This window comes from Bradyrhizobium amphicarpaeae (assembly GCF_002266435.3).
GTDB classification, from domain to species: domain Bacteria; phylum Pseudomonadota; class Alphaproteobacteria; order Rhizobiales; family Xanthobacteraceae; genus Bradyrhizobium; species Bradyrhizobium amphicarpaeae.
Genome location: NZ_CP029426.2, coordinates 4613732 through 4637459, shown reverse-complemented (window position 1 = coordinate 4637459; position 23728 = coordinate 4613732). Strand labels below are relative to the sequence as shown.

General features: G+C 65.1%; 21 protein-coding genes and 1 tRNA gene. 8 read left to right on the top strand and 14 right to left on the bottom strand.

What is annotated here, in order from left to right; all coding sequences use genetic code 11:
- Position 1: 1 nt before the first annotated feature.
- From CIT40_RS21765 to CIT40_RS21745, 5 genes are all read right to left on the bottom strand, one after another.
- Entirely contained in the window at positions 2-1507 is a 1506-nt protein-coding gene (locus CIT40_RS21765; RefSeq protein ID WP_094895544.1) for a M81 family metallopeptidase, read from the bottom strand.
- A gap of 255 nt (positions 1508-1762) precedes the next feature.
- On the bottom strand, positions 1763-3427 hold the full coding sequence (locus tag CIT40_RS21760) for an ABC transporter ATP-binding protein (RefSeq protein WP_244611825.1): 1665 nt from the start codon (positions 3425-3427) through the stop codon (positions 1763-1765).
- Positions 3427-4314: an ABC transporter permease gene (locus CIT40_RS21755; RefSeq protein ID WP_094895543.1), complete on the bottom strand. Its 888-nt coding sequence runs from the start codon at positions 4312-4314 to the stop codon at positions 3427-3429. The genes CIT40_RS21760 and CIT40_RS21755 overlap by 1 nt, the downstream gene beginning before the upstream one ends.
- Positions 4315-4335: 21 nt before the next feature.
- Complete coding sequence (locus tag CIT40_RS21750; protein ID WP_162307607.1) at positions 4336-5277, bottom strand: ABC transporter permease; 942 nt, start codon at positions 5275-5277, stop codon at positions 4336-4338.
- 218 nt (positions 5278-5495) lie between these two features.
- Positions 5496-6626 carry a M20/M25/M40 family metallo-hydrolase gene (locus CIT40_RS21745; protein WP_094895542.1) on the bottom strand — a complete coding sequence of 377 codons (1131 nt, stop codon included), beginning with the start codon at positions 6624-6626 and terminating at the stop codon, positions 5496-5498.
- A gap of 268 nt (positions 6627-6894) precedes the next feature.
- Between CIT40_RS21745 and CIT40_RS21740 the strand changes: the two genes are divergently transcribed.
- Together CIT40_RS21740 and CIT40_RS21735 are read left to right on the top strand one after the other, a co-directional pair.
- On the top strand, positions 6895-8505 hold the full coding sequence (locus tag CIT40_RS21740) for an ABC transporter substrate-binding protein (RefSeq protein WP_094895541.1): 1611 nt from the start codon (positions 6895-6897) through the stop codon (positions 8503-8505).
- Positions 8506-8622: 117 nt separating this feature from the next.
- A complete protein-coding gene (locus CIT40_RS21735) occupies positions 8623-9120 on the top strand; it encodes a hypothetical protein (protein ID WP_193550877.1) in 498 nt (165 codons plus the stop codon).
- A gap of 128 nt (positions 9121-9248) precedes the next feature.
- On the opposite strand, the gene CIT40_RS21730 is transcribed toward CIT40_RS21735, so the two are convergent.
- Positions 9249-9389, bottom strand: a complete 141-nt coding sequence (locus tag CIT40_RS21730) for a hypothetical protein (protein WP_167443369.1) — start codon at positions 9387-9389, stop codon at positions 9249-9251.
- Positions 9390-9442: 53 nt separating this feature from the next.
- Positions 9443-10693, bottom strand: a complete 1251-nt coding sequence (locus tag CIT40_RS21725) for a multidrug effflux MFS transporter (protein WP_094895757.1) — start codon at positions 10691-10693, stop codon at positions 9443-9445.
- Positions 10694-11048: 355 nt separating this feature from the next.
- Here CIT40_RS21725 and CIT40_RS21720 point away from each other — a divergent pair, with 355 nt between their 5' ends.
- Positions 11049-12335 carry a hypothetical protein gene (locus CIT40_RS21720; RefSeq protein ID WP_094895756.1) on the top strand — a complete coding sequence of 429 codons (1287 nt, stop codon included), beginning with the start codon at positions 11049-11051 and terminating at the stop codon, positions 12333-12335.
- Here the strand turns inward: CIT40_RS21720 and CIT40_RS21715 are convergent.
- From CIT40_RS21715 to CIT40_RS21700, 4 genes are read right to left on the bottom strand one after another with little or no spacing between them, the layout of a single operon-like run.
- Positions 12299-13102 carry a class I SAM-dependent methyltransferase gene (locus tag CIT40_RS21715; protein WP_094895539.1) on the bottom strand — a complete coding sequence of 268 codons (804 nt, stop codon included), beginning with the start codon at positions 13100-13102 and terminating at the stop codon, positions 12299-12301. The genes CIT40_RS21720 and CIT40_RS21715 overlap by 37 nt on opposite strands.
- Positions 13103-13113: 11 nt before the next feature.
- Complete coding sequence (gene asnB / locus CIT40_RS21710) at positions 13114-15024, bottom strand: asparagine synthase (glutamine-hydrolyzing) (RefSeq protein WP_094895538.1); 1911 nt, start codon at positions 15022-15024, stop codon at positions 13114-13116.
- A gap of 22 nt (positions 15025-15046) precedes the next feature.
- Positions 15047-15913: a glycosyltransferase family 2 protein gene (locus tag CIT40_RS21705; RefSeq protein ID WP_094895537.1), complete on the bottom strand. Its 867-nt coding sequence runs from the start codon at positions 15911-15913 to the stop codon at positions 15047-15049.
- Entirely contained in the window at positions 15910-16656 is a 747-nt protein-coding gene (locus CIT40_RS21700) for a class I SAM-dependent methyltransferase (RefSeq protein ID WP_094895536.1), read from the bottom strand. Before CIT40_RS21700 ends, CIT40_RS21705 begins: the two co-directional genes overlap by 4 nt.
- A gap of 299 nt (positions 16657-16955) precedes the next feature.
- Between CIT40_RS21700 and CIT40_RS21695 the strand changes: the two genes are divergently transcribed.
- Both CIT40_RS21695 and CIT40_RS21690 read left to right on the top strand, forming a co-directional pair.
- On the top strand, positions 16956-18449 hold the full coding sequence (locus tag CIT40_RS21695) for a M15 family metallopeptidase (protein ID WP_094895535.1): 1494 nt from the start codon (positions 16956-16958) through the stop codon (positions 18447-18449).
- Positions 18450-18526: 77 nt separating this feature from the next.
- Positions 18527-19087 (top strand): hypothetical protein, encoded by a 561-nt coding sequence (locus tag CIT40_RS21690; protein ID WP_094895534.1) that lies wholly within the window; start codon positions 18527-18529, stop codon positions 19085-19087.
- A 156-nt stretch (positions 19088-19243) separates the two neighbouring features.
- Here CIT40_RS21690 and CIT40_RS21685 read toward each other — a convergent pair.
- A tRNA-Leu gene (locus CIT40_RS21685) sits at positions 19244-19332 on the bottom strand.
- A 174-nt stretch (positions 19333-19506) separates the two neighbouring features.
- On the opposite strand from CIT40_RS21685, the gene CIT40_RS21680 reads away from it, so the two are divergent.
- A complete protein-coding gene (locus CIT40_RS21680; protein WP_094895533.1) occupies positions 19507-19935 on the top strand; it encodes a twin-arginine translocation pathway signal in 429 nt (142 codons plus the stop codon).
- A gap of 25 nt (positions 19936-19960) precedes the next feature.
- Here the strand turns inward: CIT40_RS21680 and CIT40_RS21675 are convergent, their stop codons facing one another.
- Both CIT40_RS21675 and CIT40_RS21670 read right to left on the bottom strand, forming a co-directional pair.
- Positions 19961-21163 (bottom strand): FAD-dependent monooxygenase, encoded by a 1203-nt coding sequence (locus CIT40_RS21675; protein ID WP_094895532.1) that lies wholly within the window; start codon positions 21161-21163, stop codon positions 19961-19963.
- Between the two features lie 19 nt (positions 21164-21182).
- The gene (locus CIT40_RS21670) at positions 21183-21428 is read right to left on the bottom strand and encodes a zinc-finger domain-containing protein (RefSeq protein WP_007602543.1); all 246 of its coding nucleotides are present in this window, start codon (positions 21426-21428) and stop codon (positions 21183-21185) included.
- Between the two features lie 308 nt (positions 21429-21736).
- Between CIT40_RS21670 and CIT40_RS21665 the strand changes: the two genes are divergently transcribed.
- The gene (locus CIT40_RS21665; RefSeq protein ID WP_094895531.1) at positions 21737-22873 is read left to right on the top strand and encodes a hypothetical protein; all 1137 of its coding nucleotides are present in this window, start codon (positions 21737-21739) and stop codon (positions 22871-22873) included.
- Between the two features lie 35 nt (positions 22874-22908).
- Positions 22909-23664 (top strand): alpha/beta fold hydrolase, encoded by a 756-nt coding sequence (locus tag CIT40_RS21660; protein ID WP_162307606.1) that lies wholly within the window; start codon positions 22909-22911, stop codon positions 23662-23664.
- The last annotated feature ends 64 nt before the right edge of the window (positions 23665-23728 follow it).

The following is a 23728-nucleotide window of genomic DNA, read 5'->3' as shown; positions in this document are numbered from 1 at the left end:
GTTAGCGGGAGGGAGGCGTGAAAACGGAGCCGTTCGGCTTGATGCGGATGCCCGGGCGCAGCTTCGTCCAGGGCAGGGTGGCGGTGTCGGCCGGCATCGCGCCGGGCGCGGCGCAGATCATCAGGCTCGCAGCGATCGGCTCGAAATCGGCGCGGAAATGCACCGAGCTCTTGTTGACCAGAATCTTCTGCTCGGTCGGCTCGATGCCGACATAGCGGTACATCGCCTGGTCGGCGAGCTGCGCCTTGTGCGAGGAGACGACGACGCGGACGTCGCCGATGCGAAGGCAGGCCGAGGGCCCCATCTCCATCTCGCGGCCGCCATAGTACGGGCCGCCCGCGATGAAGCGGCCGTCGGAGAGGTTTTCGACCACGAAGGTCTCGGTATAGGGCTCGTCGCCGGGAATGCCGGACTTGCCGCCGAGCGACAGCGTCACGGTGGCACCGACGCCGGCGTCATGCGCGGCCTTGGCCGAGACCGGATCGTAGATCGCGCCGGTCGCGGCGCTGGCCTTGTTGCGCACCAGCGCGCGCAGCATGCCCGTGGTGTCGGAATCGCCGCCGGCACCGGGATTGTCCTGGGTGTCGGCGATGATGATCGGCTTGCTCGCGCTCTTCGCAAGTTCCATGGCGTACCGCACGCCGTCGTCGGGCGACCAGATCTTGCCGTCGAAATCGTCCTCGTGGCTTTCGATCAGCTTGACGATCGCATCCGCCGCGCGGTCGGCGTCGTCTTGCGTCTTGCCATAGGCGAACACGCTCGGGCCGCAGTCGCGGAAATCGGCGGCAGGGAAGCCCGGTGCGAAAGACAGCGTCGGAACCGCATCGCTTTCCAGCGCGGCGAGCTTTTCATAGATGCCTTTGGTCGGCTGGTCGTTGGTGCATTGCCAGCTGATCGGGATCAGGAACGGCAATTGCCGGAACGCCTTGGCAAAGCGCTGCTTGGACTTCAGCAGCAGCGCGAGATGCCGCGCCGAGGCGCGGCCGGTCTCGGCCATGTCGACATGGGGATACGTGCGATAGGCGATCAGCGCGTCGGCATGTTCCATCATCCCGGGCGTGACGTTGGCGTGGAGGTCGAGGCTGGTGACCAGCGGAACGTCCTTGCCGATGACGCGGCGTACGCGCGCCAGGATCTCGCCTTCGCCGTCGTCGAGATGCTCGGTCACCATGGCGCCGTGCAGGTCGAGATAGACCGCATCGAGCGGGCCGGCGGCCGCGATGCCATCGACCATCACCTTGACGATGCGCTCGAAGGCATCCCTGGTGACGTGCGCCGAAGGGCTTGCACCGCAGGCGATCGTCGGAACGAGTTCCCAGCCATTGGCCTCTGCGCTGTCGACGAAGCCGGCAAGGCCGACATTGATGCGGCGCATCACCTTCAGGACGTCCGCGCCTTCCGTCATCGCCGGCCAGCCGCCGCCATGCTGGAAGTCGGCGAAGGTCGCCTTGGTGGGAGCGAAGGTGTTGGTCTCGTGCAGGAAGCCGCCGACGGCGATGCGTGTCATCAATTCTGGTCCGGTGAGCAAAGAGGGGGGACGTTAGCCTTGGCCTTGCGGAGAGAGCAAGGCGGGACGCACTCGCGCCGCGCATAGGGTCAAGACGTTTTAGGAATGCTGCTCCGCCGTCATTCCGGGGTGCGCCAGTTGGCGCGAGCTAGGGTGCGCAATTGCGTACCCGAGAATCCAGGTGCAGCAAACTCTGTAGTTCGGTGCATTCCGGGCTCATCGCTTCGCGATGCCCCGGAATAACGACTGAGAGATTTAGGCGCTCGCCGCCACACCTTCCGACACCGGCCGAAAGTTCGCGAAATCCCAACCACGGCCCGGTGCCGCTTCCAGCAGAGCCCTTGTATAATCCTCTTTCGGATGCGTCAGCACCTCGGCGGCGGGGCCCTGCTCGACGACGCGGCCGTGCTGCATCACCACGACCTCGTCGCAGATCTGCGCTGCGACGCGCAAATCGTGGGTGATGAACAGGATCGCGATGCCGAGCCGATTCTGGATCTCGTCCAGGAGGTCCAGTACCTGTGCCTGCACCGAGACGTCGAGCGCCGAGACCGCTTCGTCCGCGACCAGCACGTCGGGATCGAGCGCGAGCGCACGGGCGATCGCGATGCGCTGGCGCTGGCCGCCGGAGAACTGGTGCGGATAGCGCGACACGGCGTCGGCCGGCAGGCCGACCAGCTCGAGCAGCTCGCGGGCGCGTTTGATCGCGTCTGCGTGCGCGACGCCGTAATTGATCGGGCCCTCGGCGATGCTCTCACCGACGGTCACGCGCGGGTTGAGCGAGCGGTAGGGATCCTGGAACACGATCTGGATCTTCTGCCGGTGCGGCTGCAGCAGGCGACGCGAGATGTCGGCGATCTCGCGGCCGGCGAGCCGTACGCCGCCGGAGGTCGGATCGATCAGGCGGACGATGCAGCGCGCCACCGTCGACTTGCCGGAGCCGCTTTCGCCGACGATGCCGAGCGTGCGGCCCTTGCGCAAGGTCAGCGTCACCTTGTCGGCGGCGACGACCTCGCGGCCTTTGCCGAAGAATGCGCGCTCCTTGTAGACCTTGCTGAGCTCGTTGGCCTCCAGCACCACCGGCTCGCGGCTCTCCTCGCGCGGTGCCCGCGGCACCAGGCTCGGCACCGCCGCGAGCAGATTGCGGGTGTATTCCATGGTCGGATTGCGCAGCACGGCCTCGAGCGGGCCGGTCTCGACCAGCCGGCCCTGCCGCATCACCGCGACGCGGTCGGCGATCTCGGCCACCACGCCCATGTCGTGGGTGATGAACAGCACGGCGGTGCCGTGATCGCGCTGGAGGTCGCGGATCAGGGTCAGGATCTGCTTCTGCGTGGTGACGTCGAGCGCGGTGGTCGGCTCGTCCGCAATGAGGAGCTTCGGCTCGAGCACCAGCGCCATCGCGATCATGATGCGCTGGCGCTGGCCGCCGGAGAGGCGGTGCGGATAGGAGGCGAAGATGCGCTCGACCTGGGGCAGGCGCACCTGGTCCATCATGTCGAGAATGCGCTTCTTGCGCGCCCTGGCGTCGAGACTGGTGTGCGCGCGCAGCACCTCGTCGATCTGGCGGCCGACCGGCACCACCGGATTGAGCGCGGTCATCGGCTCCTGGAAGATCATCGCCATCTGCGTGGCGCGGAGCTGGCGCAGGCGGCGGTCGGTCGCGGTGAGGATCTCCTCGCCGACCAGCTTGACGCTGCCGGCGGTCGGCACCAGCGTACCCTTCGGCAGGAGACCCATCGTGGTGAGCGAGGTCACCGACTTGCCCGAGCCGCTTTCGCCGACGAGGCACAGCGTTTCGCGCTCGCGGACCTGGATCGAGATGCCGTCGATGATCTTTGGCCCGCCCGGCTTCTTGCCGACGGAGACCACGAGGTTGTTGATGTCGAGGATTGTGTTGGTAATCACTTTATCGGTCATCACTTGCCTTCCCGCTGCTTCATGCGCGGATCGAGGGCGTCGCGGGCGGCATCGCCGATCAGGTTGATGCTGAGGATGGCGATCGAGAGCAAAAGGCCCGGCCAGAAGATCAGCGACGGCTTGATCTGGAAGTACTGGCGGCCCTCGGCCATGATGTTGCCCCAGGTCGGCGTTTCCGGCGAGATGCCGGCGCCGAGGAACGAGAGGATCGCCTCGGTGAGGATGGCGCTGGCGCAGACATAGGTGCCCTGGACGATCAGCGGCGCGATGGTGTTTGGCACCAAATGGCGCCACATGATCTTCGGCAGCGACGAGCCGACGGAGATCGCGGCTTCCACATAGGGCTCCTCGCGCGCCGACAGCACCACCGAGCGCACCAGGCGGGCCACGCGCGGAATCTCGGGAATGGTGATGGCGATCAGCACGGTCCAGATACTGGCACCGGACAGCGAGACCACGGCGATTGCGAGCAGGATGCTCGGCATCGCCATCAAGCCGTCCATGACCCGCATCAGCACCGCGTCGACCAGCTTGAAGAAGCCGGAGACGAGGCCGATCGCGAGCCCGATGACGATCGAGAGGATCGCCGAGCCGATGCCGATCAGCAGCGAGATGCGGCCGCCATAGAGGACGCGCGAAGCCAGGTCACGGCCATAGGCGTCGGTGCCGAGCAGGAACTGCGCGGACGCCGGCTTCAATCGCTGCGACGGCGCGAGCTGGATCGGATCATGCGGCGCGATCAGCGGCGCGAGGATCGAGATCAGCACGATCAGCGTGAGCAGGATCGTCGCCGCGGCGATGATCGGCGTCGAGGTCAGGAATCCGAAGCGCGGCCGCAGCGGCGACGTGATCGGAATGGACGACTGGGGAAGGGTATCGACCGACATGTTTGTCCTTAAATCCTTGCCTCAGTACCGGATCCGGGGATCAAGCAGGGTGTAGGCGACGTCGATGAGAAGATTGACGACGACATAGATCAGGGATGTCAGCAGGATCATCGCCTGGATCACCGGATAGTCGCGCGCCAGCACCGCATCCACGGTGAGACGCCCGATGCCGGGGATGTTGAAGACGCTCTCCGTGACGACGACGCCCGAGATCAGGAGCGCAAAACCGGTGCCGATCACGGTGATGACAGGTACGGCGGCGTTGCGCAGCGCATGCCGCATCATCACCGCGACCTCGTTGATGCCCTTGGCGCGTGCGGTACGGACGTAGTCCTCGCCGAGCACGTCCAGCATGGCCGCGCGCGTCATGCGCGCGATCAGGGCAATGTAGATGAAGGAGAGGGCACAGGTCGGCAGGATCATGCGTTCGAAGAACGCGCCGAAGCCTGCGCTGATGCTCTTGAAGCCCTGCACCGGCACCCAGCGCAGCTCGAGCGCGAACACCTCGATCAGGACATAGCCGACCACGAACACCGGCACCGAAAAGCCGAGCACGGAAAGCCCCATCACGAAGCGATCGATCCAGGTCCCGTGCTTCCATGCCGCAATCACGCCCAGGGGCACTGCCACGATCACGGCAAGGATGATGGTGCACAGCGCGATCGAGATCGAGGGCTCGACGCGCTGGCCGATCATCTTCATGACGGGCAGGTTGGAGATCAGCGAGGTCCCGAGATCGCCGTGCAGCAGCTTGTTCACCCAGGTGATGAACTGCACGATCAGAGGCTCGTTGAGGCCGAGCGAGGTTCGGATGCGCTCCAGCCGCTCCGGGGTGGCGTTGTCGCCGGCGAGGATCGCCGCGGGATCGCCGGGGGTGAGGCGAAGAAGGAGGAAGACGAACAGCGCGACGACGCCCATCACGGGCACAGCGGCGAAGATTCGGCGAAGGAGATATCCGAGCAAGTTGAATCCGTCTGATTAGAGGCAAATCGGCGGCAGCCGCGGTGGTCTGTTCTGCCACCAGCCTAACATTTCAGCAATTCCCGTGCCATCAGGGGGCCGGGACCCGAGGGTCGTCTTGCCCGGCTTGACCCGGGCATCCACGTCTTTCTTCGCGTTTGGTGGCAAAAGGCCGTGGATGGCCGGGTCAAGCCCGGCCATGACGGCGGTCTTCCCGGATGTCAGTCCAGCGTCGCAAGCAGTCCCGCCATCAAGCGGCCGCGTTCGACCAGGCTCTCGACCTCGATATACTCTTCCAGCGTGTGGCCATTGGCTCCACGCACGCCCAGGCCGTCCAGCGTCGGGATGCCCATCGCACCGGTGAAATTGCCGTCGGAGCCGCCGCCGGAGCTCGCATGCGGCAGTTCGGCGCCGAGCGATTTGGCGATGCCGCGCGCCTTCTCATACAGCGCCATCGTGCCGGCATCCGGCTCCCACACCGGACGCGTCACCCCGCGCGTCACCTTGAAGGCAACGTCGTTGGCCGTGCCCGACAGTGCCAGCATCCGCTCGACGCCGCGGTCGAGATCGGCCTGCCGCTTGGCCATGGAGAGCGCTTCGCCGGTGGCGGTCGTGGCAACGCAATTGACCCATTGCCCGCCATGCACGACGCCGACCGAGAAGGTGCAGTCCTCCGTCGTCATGGCGTCGATGGCGAGAATCTGCCGCGCCATCTCGCGGATCGCCGAGCGTCCCGCCGACAACGTCGCGCCGGCGTGGCTCGGCCGGCCCGTCGCCTCGAGATTGAAGCGTGCGATGGCGTAACGTCCGGTGGTGACGCCGTTGTCGGCGCGGCCGGGCTCCGGCACCAGCACGTATTTGTTGCGCGCGGCCTCGGCTTCGATGATGTCGCGTGTCGAGGGCGTGCCGACTTCCTCGTCCGGCGTGAACAGCACCGTGATCGGCAGCGGCGTGGTGAAGGATGCGCGCGCCAGTTGCCGGATCGCTTCCAGCGAGAGGTAATTGCCGCCCTTCATGTCGTAAATGCCGGGGCCATAGCACTTGTTGCCCTCGCGCCGCCATTTCAGCTTCTCGATGGTGCCGACCGGATGGACGGTATCCATGTGTCCGGCGATCAGGATGCCGGGCTCGCCCTGCTTGGGATGCGGAAAGCGCGCGCGGATCACGCCGCCAAAGCCCTGCCGGCCCGCGATGCGTTCGATCGTCGCACCCATGATGGCCATATCCCGCGCCGCGATATCGAGCATGCGATTCACGGCCCCGGCGTCCCAGGTCGGGCTTTCGCATTCGACCCAGGTGCGCAGACCTTCGAGCATGGCTTCGGAATCGAAAGGAAGATTGGCTGGATTCATCTCAATGTCTCTCAAGCTTCGGAAGATGGAACGCGCATTGCATTGCCACGGTCGGGACGAGTGGAGAGTGTTGTAGAGCCAAACCGATCTTTGTGGAGCCTGTGCGCGTGCCGCCTGGGCTTGCAGCGAAACCGGATTGACGCGCTCGGCACGGTCTGCAAGTCTCGAAAGATAAAGGCATTGCATGAGGTTAGTTCGCCCAAAGAACGAACCACATGCTCAATCAATAGCCCGCCTTTGAACAGTTTCACGTCAGGAGAAACTTTTTATGTTGCACTTCATGCGCCGGGGGTCTCGCGCGTTCGCCTCCAAACTCGCGCTGTCTGTCGTCGCGCTTTCGACGGCGTTCGCCTCGCCTGTGCTTGCGGCCGGCAAGACCATTACGGCGGTGATGCATTCCGATCTGCGCATCATCGATCCGATCTTCACCACGGCCTACATCACGCGTGACCATGGCTACATGATCTACGACACGCTGGTGGCTCCCGATTCGAACTTCAAGATCCAGCCGCAGATGGCGGACTGGAAGATCTCCGACGACAAGCTCACCTACACCTTCACCCTGCGCGACGGCCTGAAGTGGCATGACGGTGCGCCGGTAACGGCGGAAGACTGCGTTGCCTCGCTGAAGCGCTGGGCCGCGGTCGACGGCATGGGCCAGAAGCTCATGGACTTCACCGCGAGCATCGAGGCGACCGACGCCAAGACCATCACGCTGAAGCTGAAGGAGCCCTACGGCCTCGTGCTCGACTCCATCGGCAAGCCGTCCTCGCGCGTCGCCTTCATGATGCCGAAGCGTCTCGCCGAGACGCCGCCGGACAAGCAGATCCCCGAGCAGATCGGCTCGGGCCCCTTCAAGTTCGTGGCCTCGGAATTCCAGCCCGGCGTGAAGGCGGTCTACGTCAAGAACACCGACTACGTGCCGCGCAAGGAGCCGGCAAGCTGGACCTCCGGCGGCAAGGTGGCGAAGGTCGACCGCGTCGAGTGGATCACCATGCCGGACTCGCAGACCGCGGTGAACGCGCTGCAGTCGGGCGACATCGACTTCATGGAGAACCTGCCCTACGACATGCTTCCGGTGCTGGAGGCGAACAAGGAACTCACGATCGAGGTCCTGAACAAGTTCGGCTATCAGACGCTCGGCCGGATGAACTTCCTCTATCCGCCGTTTGACAACGCGAAAGTGCGGCGTGCTGCGCTTCTGGCCATGAACCAGAAGGACGTGCTCGACGCGCTGATCGGCAATCCCAAGTATCAAAAGATCTGCGGCGCGTTCTTCATCTGCGATACGCCGTTTGCGACCGAGGTCGGCGCCGAGACGCTGATCAAGGGCAACGGCATGGCGGAAGCCAAGAAGGCGCTCGCCGAGTCCGGCTATGACGGTACCCCCGTCGTGGTGATGGCGCCCGGCGATGTCACGACGCTCAAGGCGCAGCCGATCGTGGCCGCCCAGCTTCTGCGTGAGGCCGGCTTCAAGGTCGACCTGCAGGCGACCGACTGGCAGACGGTAGTGAGCCGTCGCGCCAGCCAGAAGCCTCCGAAGGAGGGCGGCTGGAACATGTTCTTCACCAACTGGGTCGCGCCCGACGTGTCGAACCCGATCGCCAATCTCTCGATCGGCGGCCAGGGCAAGAAGGGCGGCTGGTTCGGCTGGGCGGAAGACGCCAAGATCGAGAAGCTCAAGGACGATTTCGTCCGTGCGGCCTCGCTCGACGAGCAGAAGAAGATCGCAACCGACATCCAGAAGGAAGCCTATGAGCAGGTGATCTATATCCCGCTCGGGCAGTATCAGACGCCGAGCGGCTGGCGCAAATCGCTGACCGGCGTGCTCGACGGCCCGGCGACGCCGCTGTTCTGGAACGTCGACAAGTCGGAGTAAGGGGCGGCGGGTTCACGCAACCTTCGCTGTCTTCGCCACGCGGCGCCGCTGTCACCAGCGGCGCCGCTGCCATGTCGCGATGGCACGATCGTGCTGCCGGTGGCGACGTTGCTCCTGATGGGCACCGATCTGCCGTCGCTATGGGCGTTGCAGGGAATGTTCTTGTTCACCGTTCGTGGTCTGCGGCACAAGCTACCCGATCGAGCGCTTCTACACCGTCAACCTCACCATGATCGTGGCCGGCGTCGCGCTCGCGGCCATCCTGATCGTCGCCCGATCCATGCCGTCTACCGCAACGATCACGGTTACGTGGAAGGACGGAATCTCTACGCCCATGCCGCCGGCGAATTGACGCGCGAGTGGCGCGAGGTGACCGGCGTGCCGCTGAGCGCGGTGAGTGGTGATGGTTCGCTGGCCTTCGCCACCGCGTTCTACAGCCCGGACCATCCGCACAAGGCGGCGCCCTTCGAATACGAGCCGACGCTGGGCTTGCCGGCCGGGACACCGCTCGACCGTGGCTGGGCCGCACTGTGTTTCCGCAACCAGGAATCTTGCAACCGATGGACGGAGTGGGGGGCCTCGCAGACCGGACATTTCGGGGGCGGCCCGGTCTAACGCGTGAGGCGGTCGCTCTGATGATGGGGCCTCGGGCTGATGATGGGGCCTCGGGGAATGCGGATGATAGCCGAGAGCGCTGCGGATGATTTCAGTGCCAGCCGGCGAGCGACCGAGTAGGGTCCCTCTCAGCAGTGGCTGTCGCGCACCTGCTCTAGCCCTTCGCTCGCAAAAGGCGTCGTGAACGCGAACCGTCCGGTGCCCGGCTCGGAACGTTCCGTCGTTTTCGGCTCGACGTGGCCGTGGTCTTCGCGGGGTTCCAGTTCCATCGCAGCGCCTTTCAAAATGCTGCAGGACAACATCGAGGCGATCGGGAAGTTCCTCAAGCGGTGGGATGATGATGCGGCTTGAACAGCCGGCCCTTCTCAACCACCAGCACGATCGCGAGCGCGGCGAGCGTCGACAGGAAGAAGCCAACCGAGAACGGCATCAGCGTGCCGTCAAAGCTTTGTCCAATCGCCATGCCGATCGCTATGCCGATCAGCGTCGTGATCGAGCCGTAGAGCGACGAGGCCGTGCCGGCGATGTGGCCCTGCGGCTCCATCGCAAGCGCGGTGAAGTTCGCAACCATCATGCCGAACGAGAACATCATCAGCGCTGACAGCGCCATGAACAGGGCCAGCGGCAGCATGTTCAGGCTTTCCGTGATGAGGAGGATCGAGGCCACGACGGCATAAAGCGTCAGCGCGCCGTGGGAGATCACACGCATGCCCAGCCGACCGACAAGTCGCGCATTGAGGAAACCGGCAATGGCGACGCCAGTCGCGATCGCGGCGAAGGCGAGAGGGAAATAATGGCCGAGGTGGTAGATGCCGGTGAAGACCTGCTGTGCCGAGAACACATAGGCGAACAGCGCCCCCATGACGCTGCCTGCGGCCATCGCGTAGCCGATGGTCTGCCGGTTGGTCAGGGTCTGTCGGAAGGCGGAAAGTATATCGGCAGGAGCAAGCGACCTGCGTTCGGACTCGGGCAGAGTCTCCGGCAGACGCAGCACGCTCCAGGCGAGGGCGAGCAGGCCATACAGCGCCAGCACGACGAAGATGCCCCGCCATTGCGACACCAGCAGCACCGCCTGTCCGAACGACGGCGCAACCACGGGCACGGCGATGAACACCATCATCGCAAGCGACATCACGCTCGCCATCCTGCGGCCGACATAGCAATCGCGCACGATCGAGGTCGCGATCACGCGTGTCGCCGCGGTGCCAAATCCCTGCAGCGCGCGCGCCAGCAACAATGTTTCGAACGACGGCGCGGCGATCGCCAGCACGCTCGCGATGGCATAGACCGTCATTCCGCCGAGCAGAACGGGGCGTCGTCCGAACCGGTCTGACAGCGGACCCATGATGAACTGGCCTGCGCCGAAGCCGATCAGGAAGGTCGACAGCACCAGCTGGAGATGGTTGGCGACGGGAATCTTGAAGGCTGCCCCGATATTGGGCAGTGCCGGCAGCATCATGTCCATCGCAAGCGGGTTCAGCGCCATGATGGACGCGATGACAATGACGAATTCCGGGAATCTCATCGGGCGGTGTCCCGAAGACACCCAATCGTCGGCATTGACGTCAGACAAGAAGCTCACCTCTGAAATTGAGCGACTTTATCCACCGCTCATGCTGCGTTGCACAACCCTTGTTTCGGGATGGCTGGCAGGCGGAGGAGAGGCGAACAAGAATTGGTGAGGAGACCGCGCGACGACCTCGGATTCTGCCCTGATCCGGAAACCAGTGATTCACCATCCATCCCTAAAGATCGGCGTCCGGCGGGGGCAGGTCGGTCCGGCGGGGTGAAACGGAAACACCTGCTGTCCACTGTGGCGGCCGATTGATGAGGCGCCGCGCTGGCGCCCTTGAGAAGCAGGCCAGGCAAGGTATCCGATTGTGTCTGATGTCACCGGGACAGCACGATGGTTGGAGCCCTCGGCCGACATGGCTTCGAGGCGAAACATCTGGCTAGGCTGCCTGATTGCACTGACCGCGCTCCTGGTGTTGGGCAATCTCGCCAACGACGCCACGCTTGATGTGAGATACGGCTGGGACACCCGCGTCAATTGTGCGGCGGTGGATGCCTATGCCGCCGGGCTCGATCCCTACTTCGTCAAGAACCTGAAGGGCACCAAGCTCTCTTACCCCTATCTGCCGGTGACGCTGGAGGCCTTCCGACCCCTCTGCGCGGGCGGCATTCTGGTCGCTCATTACAGAGCTATCTTTCCCGTCCTTGCCGTCCTCTGCGGCCTCCTCTTGCCAGGTTTTCAGGGGCCTGGCCGAACGCGAACGAGCGCTCGCGAGGTCGGGCTCAGGGTGCTCTGCGCGCTCGGCGCCTTCGTCGGTTTCGAATGGGTGCAGGCGTCGGGCAATTTCGCGATCCTGAGCGGCGTGCTGACCGCGATCGCGCTGACGCTCCTGCTTTCTCTGCCCGCATCCGGAGCGGCGGAGGACCGCAGCTTTCCGTCGCGCCTCGCCGGCGCCGGGCTACTCGGCCTCGTGATGTCGTTCAAGCTGGTGTTCTTTCCCGTGCTGGCCGCGCTGTACTTCCTGCCGCTGCCGCGCGGCCGCAAGCTGACGCTGATCGCGATGGCGGCGTTCAGCTTCGCCTTGCCGATCCTGATATCGTGGCTGGCCTACCCCGATCTGTTCGCGAGCTGGCAGCTTGCGATGGCCGGAAAGATTCCTGACCAGCACCTCGTCGAGCTGTTCGAGAGCAATCCGTCACTGCTGCTGTTGGCGCGGGATCTGATGGGCCATGTGGGCCTGATCGATAGCAAGCCGGCGATCTTCGCAGCCTATGCAGTCGCCGCGACTGCACTGGTGCTCGGGCCGTTCGCCCTGTGCATCCTGCGCTTGATCGGAAACCGGCCGGCGCATGGAGGAGGTTCGCTGCCTGTGCGGCTGGATCGCTGGCTGATGGATCACCCCCGCGTGGCGATGCGCATCACGGTGCTGGCGATGTTTGCACTCTATCTCAGCTCGCCGCGTCTCAAGGAATATGCCTTCTTCGAGCTCGCGCTCTATGCCGCGATCCTGCTGGTCGATCTTTCGGCCGCGGCGCTCGCCGCCGCTCTCATCGTCGGTCTCCTGATGCCCTCGTTGATCTCCGTCGTGGGGACGTCCCTCGAGGGCAGCTTCATCCTGCTCTTCAGCGCGCTGATGTTGTTCTGGGTGCTGCTGCTCGACGCCGGTCAAGCGGGCCGGGTGCCGGACACGGTCCAGCTATAGCCGTGGCGGTGGTAGAGCCTGACATCCCCGAATCCGCCATCCGACAGCAGCGCCTCAGCCTCCGCGCGCGTGTAGTATTTCGCGTAGGCGGGATTGAGCTGGTCGTAGATGGTCAAGCGGCGAACGCTGCGCGGAAACTTCGCCAGCACCGAACGCATGTAGGACCGCATCGGTAGCGGCAATATGCGGCACAGCCCGATATAGGCCGTCAGCACCCATTCCAGACCATGCGACAGCACCACCAGCAGCCGGTGCGGCAGCAGGACGGTGAGCTTGCGCAGCGGGATCGCGAGCGACAGATAGGTCTCGTTGCCCTCGTAGCCATAGAGCCAGACGATACAGCGTCCGCCGGGGCGCAACGCATCGTAGGCCGCGCGAACCACCGGCGCCGGTTCGGGGATGTGATGCAGCACACCCATCGAAACCACATAGTCGAGCCCGAGATCCGGCGGCAATTGGTCGCCGGGCGCCTGCAGATAGTCGATGCGCTCCGCGCGTGCCAGCGTGTTGTCCTTCAGGACCAGCATGGCATCGGAGGGTTCGACCGCGACGACACGATCCGCCCCGGCATCGAGCAGCATGTTGACGATGCGCCCCGTGCCGCTCCCGATATCGGCGATCCGCTTGCCCTTGACCTCGTCGAGGGACAGCAACGGACCGAACAGATCGGCAAGCAGGTCCGCCGAGCCGTAATAGCCGGGGTTTTCGCGGAACGCGGTCCATTGCTCGCCGAAATCGTTGATCGTCTGGTCCTTCAGGTCCGGCATGCGTTCGCTCCCTACGCTCGGCGCGGCGAGGGGGCGGCAAGGCCCGTCAACCAGATGCCCAGCGTCAGGATCGGCCACAGCGCGAACGCATTGTCGCTCGTCGCCTCGCGATGCGCATTCCACAGCAGCCGGATTGCCTCCGGTTTCAGGAAGGGCGCAAAAACATCAGCCTCGCGGCCGAGCACCCGGTCGCAGATCGGCCGCAGCCCGCCGCGTCGCATCAGTTGTGCGATCGGCACGTTGAAGCCGCGCTTGCGCGACCATGCGGCCTCACCCGGCATGCCCAGGCGCTCGGCGAGTTTGCGCAACACGTATTTCGGCGCGCCCCTGGGCCAGGGATTGAGCAGCGAGACGTCGAGGCTGCCGGCGAGGTCCATGACCCGTCGGTCGAGGATCGGCACGCGCACTTCCAGACCGTGCGCCATGCTCATGGCATCGACCTTGGTGAGGACGCTTTGCAGATGGAAGCGCTGGTCGGCGATCAGCGCCCGATCCAGCAGATTGTCATGCGGCTCCGAGTAATATTCGGCGTATTCCGCGAACGGGTCGGCCGATGCAAGACCGGCCATCTCGCGGTCATAGATCCTTTCGGCGAGAAAGCGGGGAACCAGCCGCCGCCATTGCAGATGCGGGCTGTTGCCGGCTTCGCCGAGCCCGAGCGCGAAGCGGGCGAGCTGCGCTGCCGCCGGAAGCCGCTTCTCGTTGCCGCGCACCGCGGCATAGGCGAGGCGCCCGGTCAGGCCGGCAAGGCCGCGCGGGACGACGTGACGTGCGCGCTCAGCCATCATGGTGGCGGCATAGGTTTCATATCCGGCGAAAAATTCGTCGCCGCCGTCGCCGGACAGCACCACCGTGGAATGCCGGCGGACTGCAGCCGCCAGATGATAGAAGCCGAGCGCGCCCGTGTCGGCGCATTGGCCGTCGAAATGATAGACCACCGCCCGCAGCGCCGCCTCGGCATCCTCGCCCGCTTCCCCGTCGATGACGTTGAGCGACAGGCCGGCGGCGGTCGCGATCTGCTGCGCCACCGCGGTTTCATCATGGCTTTTCTCGGCGAAGCCGGCCGTGAACAGCGGCGGCTTCAAACCGAGGCGGCCGAGCGTGAGGCTGATCAGCGAACTGTCGATGCCACCGCTCTGCAGCACGGCGAGCGGCACGTCGCTCACCATCTGGCTCTTCACCACGGTCTCGATCGTCGATTGCAGCCGGACAACGGCTTCGTCGAGGTCGCGGATCACAGGCGCGCGCACCGGCCGCCAGAACCGCCGCTCCGTCCGCTCGCGGTCGGTAAATCCGATCATCGTGCCGGGCGGGAGCTGCTTGATGTCCTGGTACAGGCTCTGTCGCGTTCCCGGATGGCCCGCGGCGAGATAGGTATGCAGGGCCACGGCATCGATCCGCGCGGCGAGGTCACCGCTTGCCGTGAGTCCCTTGATCTCGCTTGCGAACAGGACGCGGCTGCTGCTTTCGGAGTAGTACAGCGGCTTGATCCCGATGCCGTCGCGCGCCAGGATCAGGCGGCGCTCCTGCCGGTCCCACAGGCCGATCGCGAAAAATCCTTCCAGGCGTTCGAACATCGCCTCGCCCCAGGCGAGGTAGGCGTAAGGGAGGATCTCGGTGTCGCAGGTGCTGCGAAAGCGGACGCCGAACGATCGCTCGAGCTCGCTGCGCAGCTCGTGATCGTTGTAGATCTCTCCGTTGTAGGTGACGACGATGCGCTCGGATGCATCGAGCATCGGCTGGCGCCCGGCATCGGAGAGATCGCGGATGGCGAGCCTGCGATGGGCGAGGCCGACGGGGCCGTCCAGCCAGTTGCCCTCGCCGTCCGGCCCGCGGTGCACCAGTGCGGCCGACATCGCCGCAACCGCGCGGCCGTCGGCGGGCCGCCCGTCACGATGAAAGACGCCCGCTATGCCGCACATCGCGTTCCCTCGCCGCGGGAGGTCATGGCCGCTGATTCATGATCTGCTTCAGCAGCACCGCGAGCAGTCCCATGGCGACGACGAGGATGCTGAGCAGGATCGCGCCGACGCCGAGGACGAAGGCGCTGACGAGCTGGAGGATGATGCCGCCGATCAGCGAGACCAGTGCGAGCGCCATGCACATCATCGCCAGCAGCACGAAGATCTTGAGCGGATTGTAGTAGGTGCAGGCCTCGAGGACGTATTGCAGGGTTCGAATGGAGTCGCGAAACAGGTTCACCTTGGAGCGCCCGATGCGCTCATTGTAGTCGATGTCGATGTAGTCGACGAACTTCGCGTTCATCATGTAGGCGAGCGTCAGCGACGTCGTGAAGCTGAAGAGGTCGCTGACATGGTCGAAATAGGAGATCGCGACCTGCCGGCCGAACACCCGCAAGCCGGAATTGATGTCGGGGATCTCGCGGTTGGCGGTGAATTCGACGATCGCCTTGAGGATGGCGCGCAACGGCGACTTCAGCATCGACTCGCGGTAATTGGGCCCGGTCCGGGCCCCGACGACCATGTCGAAACCCTGGTTGAAACGCGTGACGAGGGCCGGGATCGCTTCCATCGGGTAAGAGCCATCCGCATCGCTGATGACGATCGTGTCGTAGGATGCGGCGCGAATTCCATCCTTCAGCGAACGGCCATAGCCGATGTTGTGGGGATGCCTGAGCACCTTTGCACCGGCCTGTTCGGCAAGCTCTCCGGTGCCGTCGGCCGAACCATCGTCGACGATGATGATTTCGTAGGGGGTGAGCTGAGCGCCGTCGAGAGCCACCTTGGCTCGATCAATGGTTTCGACGATGCCGTTGCGCTCGTTGAGCGCAGGAATGACGACTGAGATCATAAGCGGCGTGCAATACAGGTGACGGATTGCCCGAAGAAGCTTCGCGAGAGCGGATCGAGCGCCCGCGACAGCGGCACGGCATATTTGTCGAACAGGGCGATCTGCCCGTTGACGGCGGCATCGTTCAGCGACTGATGCCGCTTCAGGCGATTGGCAAGCCACCCAAGTCCGCCGATCGGATTGAAGTAGTTCAGCCGGACCAGTTCGACCGGTTGATCGGCGAGCAGCTTGGCGAGGCGGGTCGTGGTGTAGCGGCGGCAGTGTCCTGCCAGGCGATCGAGATCGTTGTAGAGCAGCATCAGGGCGGGAACGCTGATCAGGAGATGGCCTCCGGGCTTGAGCACCTGCACCAGATTGGCAATTGCGGTGGCGTCATCCTCGATGTGCTCGAGCACATTGATGGTGAAGACCGCATCGACGCCTTGGGGAAACAGGGAACTCAGCTGATCGCGGACCAGAATGTCGCAGACGGCGAAGTTGCGATCGGGCATCGCCTTGGTGGCGCGTTCGACGCTTTCGCGGTCGTGGTCCACGCCGCAATACGCGCCGAGCTCTCCGAGCACTCTGCTGTAGAGCCCATGCCCGAAACCGACCTCGACGATCGCACCCTTCAGGTAGGGGCGGAACTGGTCGATCACCCAGTTCATGTAGTTCTGCGCGTCGGCGATCGCGCTCGAATAGGTGTCGGCCCCGACCTTCAGGCTTTCCGTCGTCGACTGGGCGGGAAAGGAAGTCTGAGCCATGGAGTCTGCGCCTTGTTCTCGCCCGGGTTAGCAGCGAGCGCCCCATTTCTCAAGGACATGTGGGGCATAATCGCCTTAAAGTTGACCGCGCTCGGCCTAGCGGCGACGTCGCGTCCGGCGGAGGCCTGGTGTCCGAAGCGTGATCGGTGCGTGCGAGATCGTGTGACACGCTGAGGTTGACGGCCCCGTGGCGGCGCCGTACTAATGGTCATTATTGCCAGAAGTTACCATTACACGTTGCGTTGATTGTCGAACATTTTTTTGAAGGCCGCCGGTCTTGGCGGCTGCTGGAGGATTGCATGGCCAGGAAACAGACGCCCAAGCCACCATCAAAAACGTCCGTGGTGAACCTGGATGGGCAGGATCATCGCTTCGAACTCCTTGCCCCCTTGTCCGATGCTGCACCCTTGGTGGCCGACGTCACGCCCCAGGTCATCACCGCTGCAAAAGTATCGGCGATCGCGCGATATGACTGGAAAAATCGCGGCGTGGCCTGCATCGGCTACACCGAAGGCATGGCGGTGGCTTACGCGTCGGCCTACGCGCGATTGCAGGCGCATGATCCCGTCGCGGATCGCATGGCGCGCGCCTTGGAACCTGCATTCCATTCCCACGGCCATCTCAAGGGAGATGCTCTCAGCTGGTATAGCGACCAGTTGAGGGCCATCGGCATGGGCACGGCGACCGCTGTCGAGCGCTTGCGAGCCCTGTTCGTCCTGCTGCTTGGTCTTGGCATGCGGGAGAGCAGCGGGCGTTGCTGCGAAGGACGGGACCGGAGCGCCAACAACCGGGCGGCCAACACCGCGGAGGCGGGTCTGTTCCAGATGAGCTTCGACCTCGTTGCGCCGCGTGCCGAATTGCTCGACGTCTTCCACCATTATCAGGATCATCCCGGCGAGGGGCTCCGCGAGATATTCGAGGTGGATATGCGGCCGCGCGAGAACGACCGCGACCGCGAGAATTTCGGCGATCCGGCTTCCCCGGGCTTTGCCTTTCAAAAGCTCAGCAAGGAATGTCCGGCCATGGTGGTCGAGATCGCTGCGCTGGGGCTGCGGGAGGAGGCGGGACATTGGGGGCCGATCATCAATCGTGCCGCCGAGGTGCGGTCGGCGAGCAAGGAGCTGATGCTGGCGGTGGAACGGATCGTCGATGCGCCGGCGATCGCGGCAGCCGGGCCTGCCGCCCGGGCGCTCGGCGCGGGCGCGACGGTGAGCCGTGCTGATCTGGCCCGCCGTTTTTCGGCACCGGTCCGTCTTGCCACTCTGCTGCCCATCAACAATGGACTCTCGAGCGCCAAGGAGGAGACGATGATCTCGCTCCTCGGTTCGCCTCATATGCCGCTTACGACCGTCGGACAGAACGAGCGCGCATCCGATCTCGTCAAGCGCAACGTCGTGCTGGAGCGGATGTCTCCGCTATTTCGCCTCACCGGCATCAAGCCGGCCATCGACGACGTGAAAGCCGTTCTGGCGAAAGCTTTCGCGAAGGAGCCGGATCTCGCGAACGTTCTGTCGACCGAAGGCATGCTCAGCGTGCGCATGCGCAAGCCGACCAATGGTTCGGTCAGCACCCACATTTCCAATCACGCCTGGGGAACGGCGGTGGATTTCAAGGTCGTCGGCTTCGACGCGCCCGCGAACACCGGCGGGAGCGTGCCGGCGTTCATCGCGCTCCTCATTCCGCTTTTCAACAAGGCGGGTTGGTACTCTGGCGTCGGCTTCCGCGACACCATGCATTTCGAAGTCTCGGAGGAGCGCGTCCGGGAATGGGCGAAGAAAAAGGTTCTGAAATAGGCCCGGCGTGAGCTGACGTCGTCAGCGGCGCAGAACGTTTCGATCGTGACAGCGCTGAGTTCCGGGAGGGGCTTTCGATGCAGCGGATTGTCTTGGGGCGGGTGAAGCCGACGCTTTCACTTCCGCAAGCGCTCGACAAGATCAGGGCCGGAACGAGAGCCGTGGTCGTCGGTGACGGTCATGGATCGAGGGTCGTCACGGCCGGTGACATTTTCGAAGCCATGAATGAGGCGCTTGATGCGGGCAAGGACCCAAAGAGCGTTGAGATCGGCGAGGTGAAGCCGACCCTCCCGAGAGTTGCGGTGGAAGCACCGCCCGTCACGACAACCGACAGGTTCGGACCACCGGGATCGCGGCCGTCGTTGACTTTTCCGGAAGAAGATCGATTTCGCTCGCTCCTGATGGCCAAGGACGGCGGCAAGGAGCCGCGCTACCTCGTCGAGGAGATCGGTCCCGAGGGGGCGGTGATTGTGACCTCGTCCGAAGCTTTCGCCGGCCACCTCGCTAAGAGCCTGACCATCTGCAAATGCGCGGGCGAGCCCGTCCATCGTTTCGAACCGGATCAGGTCAGGGTGCCCGGCGTCTGCAACAGGCCCCACGGCAGGCCGGTCACTTGCAGCCAGGCGGGCATCGTGTGATCGGCGCGTTCAGCTGGTGATCGCCACCCTGGCGGTCGGCCCGATCACGATCTTCGGCGCGCCCCCATGTTGCGCGGAGCCATGAATGGCCTAGGGATCAATCTTCAATGTCCGCTCGCGATCGCTGCCCGCAACGCAGGGTGCCGTCAGAGCTCGTGGTGCGGGCAGCCGGGGTCGAACCGGCACAGCGCTTGCGCACCGAGGGATTTTAAGTCCCTTGCGTCTACCAATTCCGCCATGCCCGCTTGATCCAACGAGATCAAATACTTAAGTCCATCCTTGGCCGTCTGGAATTGGCGCTTTTTGGGCCCGGAGGGACGGTTCTTCCTTAAGCGAGCCGGGCGCACAAGGCAAAGCCTCAATCCGGACATCTGGTGTTGCTTTAGGCATTCTCAATCCACGGGGACTATTCATCCGGCATGGCTGCTTCGTTTTTCACATCGCCGCGCGGCTTCGGCGCGCTCCTCGCGCTGCTTGCGGCTGGCGCCGGCTTGTCCGGCTGCGCCAGCATGAGCGAGACGATCGCGCCGGCCTTCGCCGATCCCGCCAAATACGAACTGTACGACTGCAAGCAGCTGGAGGCCGAGCGCAAATTGCTCGCCAAGCGCACCGACGAGTTGCGGGGGCTGATGGAGAAGGCCGAGACCGGGGCCGGCGGCGCCGTGGTATCCGAGCTCGCCTATCGCAACGATTATGTTGCCGTGCGCGGGTCGTCGCAAATGGCCGAGGACGCCTGGCGCCGCAACCGGTGCCGGGAAACGCCGCCCGAGGCGACGCCGCCTGCCACGCCATTGTCGCCTGCGGCGATCGCCAGGCCCGCTTCGAAACCCGGCAAGGCGTCGCGCTGAGGCGCGGCGCCGGCGGCGCTTCGCATCAGGGCCGCCAACCGTAAATCCAGTCCTGCCGCGCCAGCATGCGGTCCGGGCCGAGCGCGCGGATCGCAAGATCGCGCGCGGCCGCCAGCGGTCCGCCGAGATGATAGATGCGGCCCTGCTGCCGCGCGGTCCGCTGCACGCGCCGCACCCGCGCCTGACGGGCACGGCCGTATTGCGTCAGCGCAGCACTGATGCCCGCGCTGCTCTCGGCGGCTTCAAGGCTGAGGTGCCGGGCGAGCACCGCGGCATCCTCGATCGCCATGCCGGCGCCCTGCGCTGCAAAAGGCAGCATCGCATGCACGGAATCGCCGAGCAGCGCCACCGCACCCTTGCTCCAGGGGCAGCCGTCGGGCACGCCGAACAGCGCCCATTTCCGCCAGCTGTCGACCGTGGCGAGCATCATGCGCGCCGAGGCGGGCCAGCGCGGCGCGGCGAAGGCATCCATCACCTCGAGCGGATCGCCGGGCGTGCTCCAGCCCGGCCTGTTCCAGGTGCCCGGCAACACGGCGACCACGTTGATCTGGCGTCCGCCCGCGATCGGATAGGCGACGAGATGGGCATTCGGGCCCATCCACAGCTGCACCCGGCGCGCGGTGTAATCCTTCGGCAGCTGCGTGGCATCCAGCGTGCCGCGCCAGGCGATCAGCCCGGAGAAGCGCGGCTGCACCTCGGGAAACAGATGCTGGCGCACGGTCGACCAGATGCCGTCGGCGCCGATCAGCGCGCTGGCGAGATCGCTGCGGCGGATCGTGCCGCTGCGATGGACCACCGTGAGCCCCTTGGCATGGGGTGCGACGTCTTCGAAGGTCGCGCCGAGCTTCAGGTCGATGTCGGGATGCTCGGCCACGGCGCCCGCCAGCGCCGATTGCAGGTCGGCGCGGTGGATCACCCAATAGGGGGCGCCGGCCCGCAGCGAGGCGGCTTCGCCGAGCGGCATGCGCAACAATTCGCCGCCGGCCCGCGCGCTCATGATCGAGACTGCCTCCGGCGTGACGGCGCGCGACGTGAGGCGCTCGGCGAGGCCGAGCTCGACCAGCACGCGGCTGGCATTGGGGGAGAGTTGCAGGCCTGCGCCGACTTCCTCGAGCCGCTCGGCCTTTTCCAGCACGACGATTCGGAAGCCACGGGCTGCCAGCGCCAGCGCAGCCGTCAGTCCACCGATGCCGGCACCGGCGATGACAATCGTGCGGGAGAGCGCCACCCCTGACCGAAGGGCGGGGTCAGGCCACCTTGTCCTTCAGGACGCATTCCGGCGGGCGGGCTTCGCCGGCCTTCAGGTCGGCGGCGAAACGGTACAGCGTCGAGCAGTAGGGGCAGATGATCTCGTTGTCGTTGCCGAGGTCCAGGAAGACGTGCGGATGGTCGAACGGAGGGTTGGCGCCCACGCACATGAACTCTTGCGAGCCGATCTCGATGACGGGGACACCGGCATCGTTATGGAAGTGCGGGACAACATGGTCGGACATCGTAACTCATCCTGGAGTGGCAATGGCGGCAGACACAATCAAGACCTGACGCGGCATCTTTAAGGCGCCGCGGACCATACTGGCGGGTGTGGATGATTGCTAGTCCAGCGGAACCGAAAGGTTCGCAATTGCCCCATGCTCATTTGCTCATGCAAATTCGACACAATCTTGAGGCCTGAGAGAAGCCCTTCTTTCGTCGGGGACGTTGTGTCGCAATTTTGGCATACTATGTCTCTGGGACGAGCAAATTGCGCCGAACGACGAATCTTGAGGCGCAGACGATTTCAGGGATCGCCGGGCTTTTCCACATGAAGTGGCTGCGAATCAGCACAGCGTTGACCGGTATCGCGGCGTGCAGCTTCATGCTCGCGCAGGTAGCACCGCACGCCCGTGAGGCCGGCGCGATCCTCGCCGCCCAGGATGATCCAGCCGTGCTCTCCGAGCTCAAGCTCGACCAAGTGCTGCGGCACAATGACCGCCTGGTCCAGGACCACGTCGAAGCCGCGCTCGCCGCCGGCGATGCCGATCTCGCCGACAGTTTCGTCGCGCTCGCGCGTGACCGCAATATCGCGCTGCCTGACGACCTCTTGAGCCGCGTCAATGACGCGGTCAAGGCCGAAGGTTCCAGCTCGCATTTCGCCAAACGGTTCGCCACCGGGCTCGTGACCGGCAATGCCGACGACGTCGCGAGCCTGTCCGGGACGGTGGCGGGCGATCTCTTCGTGATCGGCGACATCAGGGACGTGGTGCGCGAGGGCAAGCATCTGGCCATGGGCGAGGATACCGACCGCCTCGTGCTCGGGTTGGCGGCCGCGGGCCTTGCGGTGACGGCGGCCACCTACGTGTCCGTCGGCGGTGCTGCGCCGGTGCGCGCCGGACTGACGCTGGTTAAGGATGCGCGCAAGGTCGGGCGGCTCGGCGAGGGGCTCGCCGTCTGGGCCGGCCGTTCCGCGCGCGACGTCGTCGACACGCCGGCGCTGCGCAATGCGGTGGTATCGGGCTCGGTGCTGCGGCCGCGCGATACCGTCAGCGCGATCAAGGCCGCGTTCCGGGCGGAGAAGGCCGGTGCGCTGGTCCGGCTCGGCAAGGACGTCACGCGCGTCGCGGAGAAGACCGGCACGCGCGGGGCGATGGATACGCTCCGCATCGCCGAAGGCCCCAAGGACGTCGCGCGCGCGGCGCGGCTTGCCGAAGCGCAGGGCGGCAAGGCGCGCGCGATCATGAAGCTGCTCGGCCGCGGCGCGCTGCTGCTGATCGGCGGCGCGTTCGATCTGGCGCTGTGGCTGTTCGGTGCGGCACTGACGCTGTTCGGCCTTCTCTCGTCGATCAAGGCGACCACCGAACGCCTGACCCAGGCCTGGTGCGATCGGAAGAGAGCGCGGCGCTTACGCCGGGCGCGGATCGCAGCCGATACGGCTCTGGCAAGCACGGCCGTCACGGCCTAAGATCAATCACTCCCCACAACACTACGGAACTGCTGATGCCGAGCTTTCACAACGGCGCCGTTGAAATTGCCTATCTCGACGAAGGCGAGGGCGATCCGATCATCTTGGTGCACGGCTTCGCCTCCAGCAAGAACGTCAACTGGGTCTATCCGACCTGGGTCTCTGAGCTGCGCAAGAACGGGCGCCGTGTCATCGCGCTCGACAATCGCGGCCATGGTGAAAGCGAGAAGCTCTACGAGCCCGCCCAATATTCGATTCCCGTGATGGCCGGCGACGTGCTCGCGCTGATGGATCATCTCGCCATCCCGCAGGCCGATATCATGGGCTATTCGATGGGCGGCCGGATGACCGCCTGGCTCTCGCTCAACGAGCCGCAGCGGCTGCGCTCGGCGATCCTCGGCGGCATCGGCATCGGCGGCCTGATCGAGGGCACCGGCCCCGGCGAGAACGTCGCCGAGGCGCTGGAAGCGCCGGATCTCGACGACGTCACCGATCCCGTCGGTCGCACGTTTCGCGCGTTTGCGGACCAAACCCGCTCCGACCGCCGCGCGCTCGCCGCCTGCCTGCGCGGCACGCGCGATCTCATGACGAGAGACGAAGCCGCGCGCATCGACGTGCCCGTGCTGATCGCGGTCGGCTCGACCGACGATGTCGCAGGAAGTGCCAGCGCGCTCGGAGCGATCATCCCGGGCTCGGAAGTGCTGGACATTCCCAACCGCGACCACATGCGCGCAGTGGGCGACAAGGTGTACAAGAATGGCGTGCTGGAGTTTTTGGCCCGGCGGGGATGAGGCGACGGCGACCAGCTGGAGTTCTTGCAAGCGTCATGGCGAGAGGTCGGGTCGTCGGCTCAGG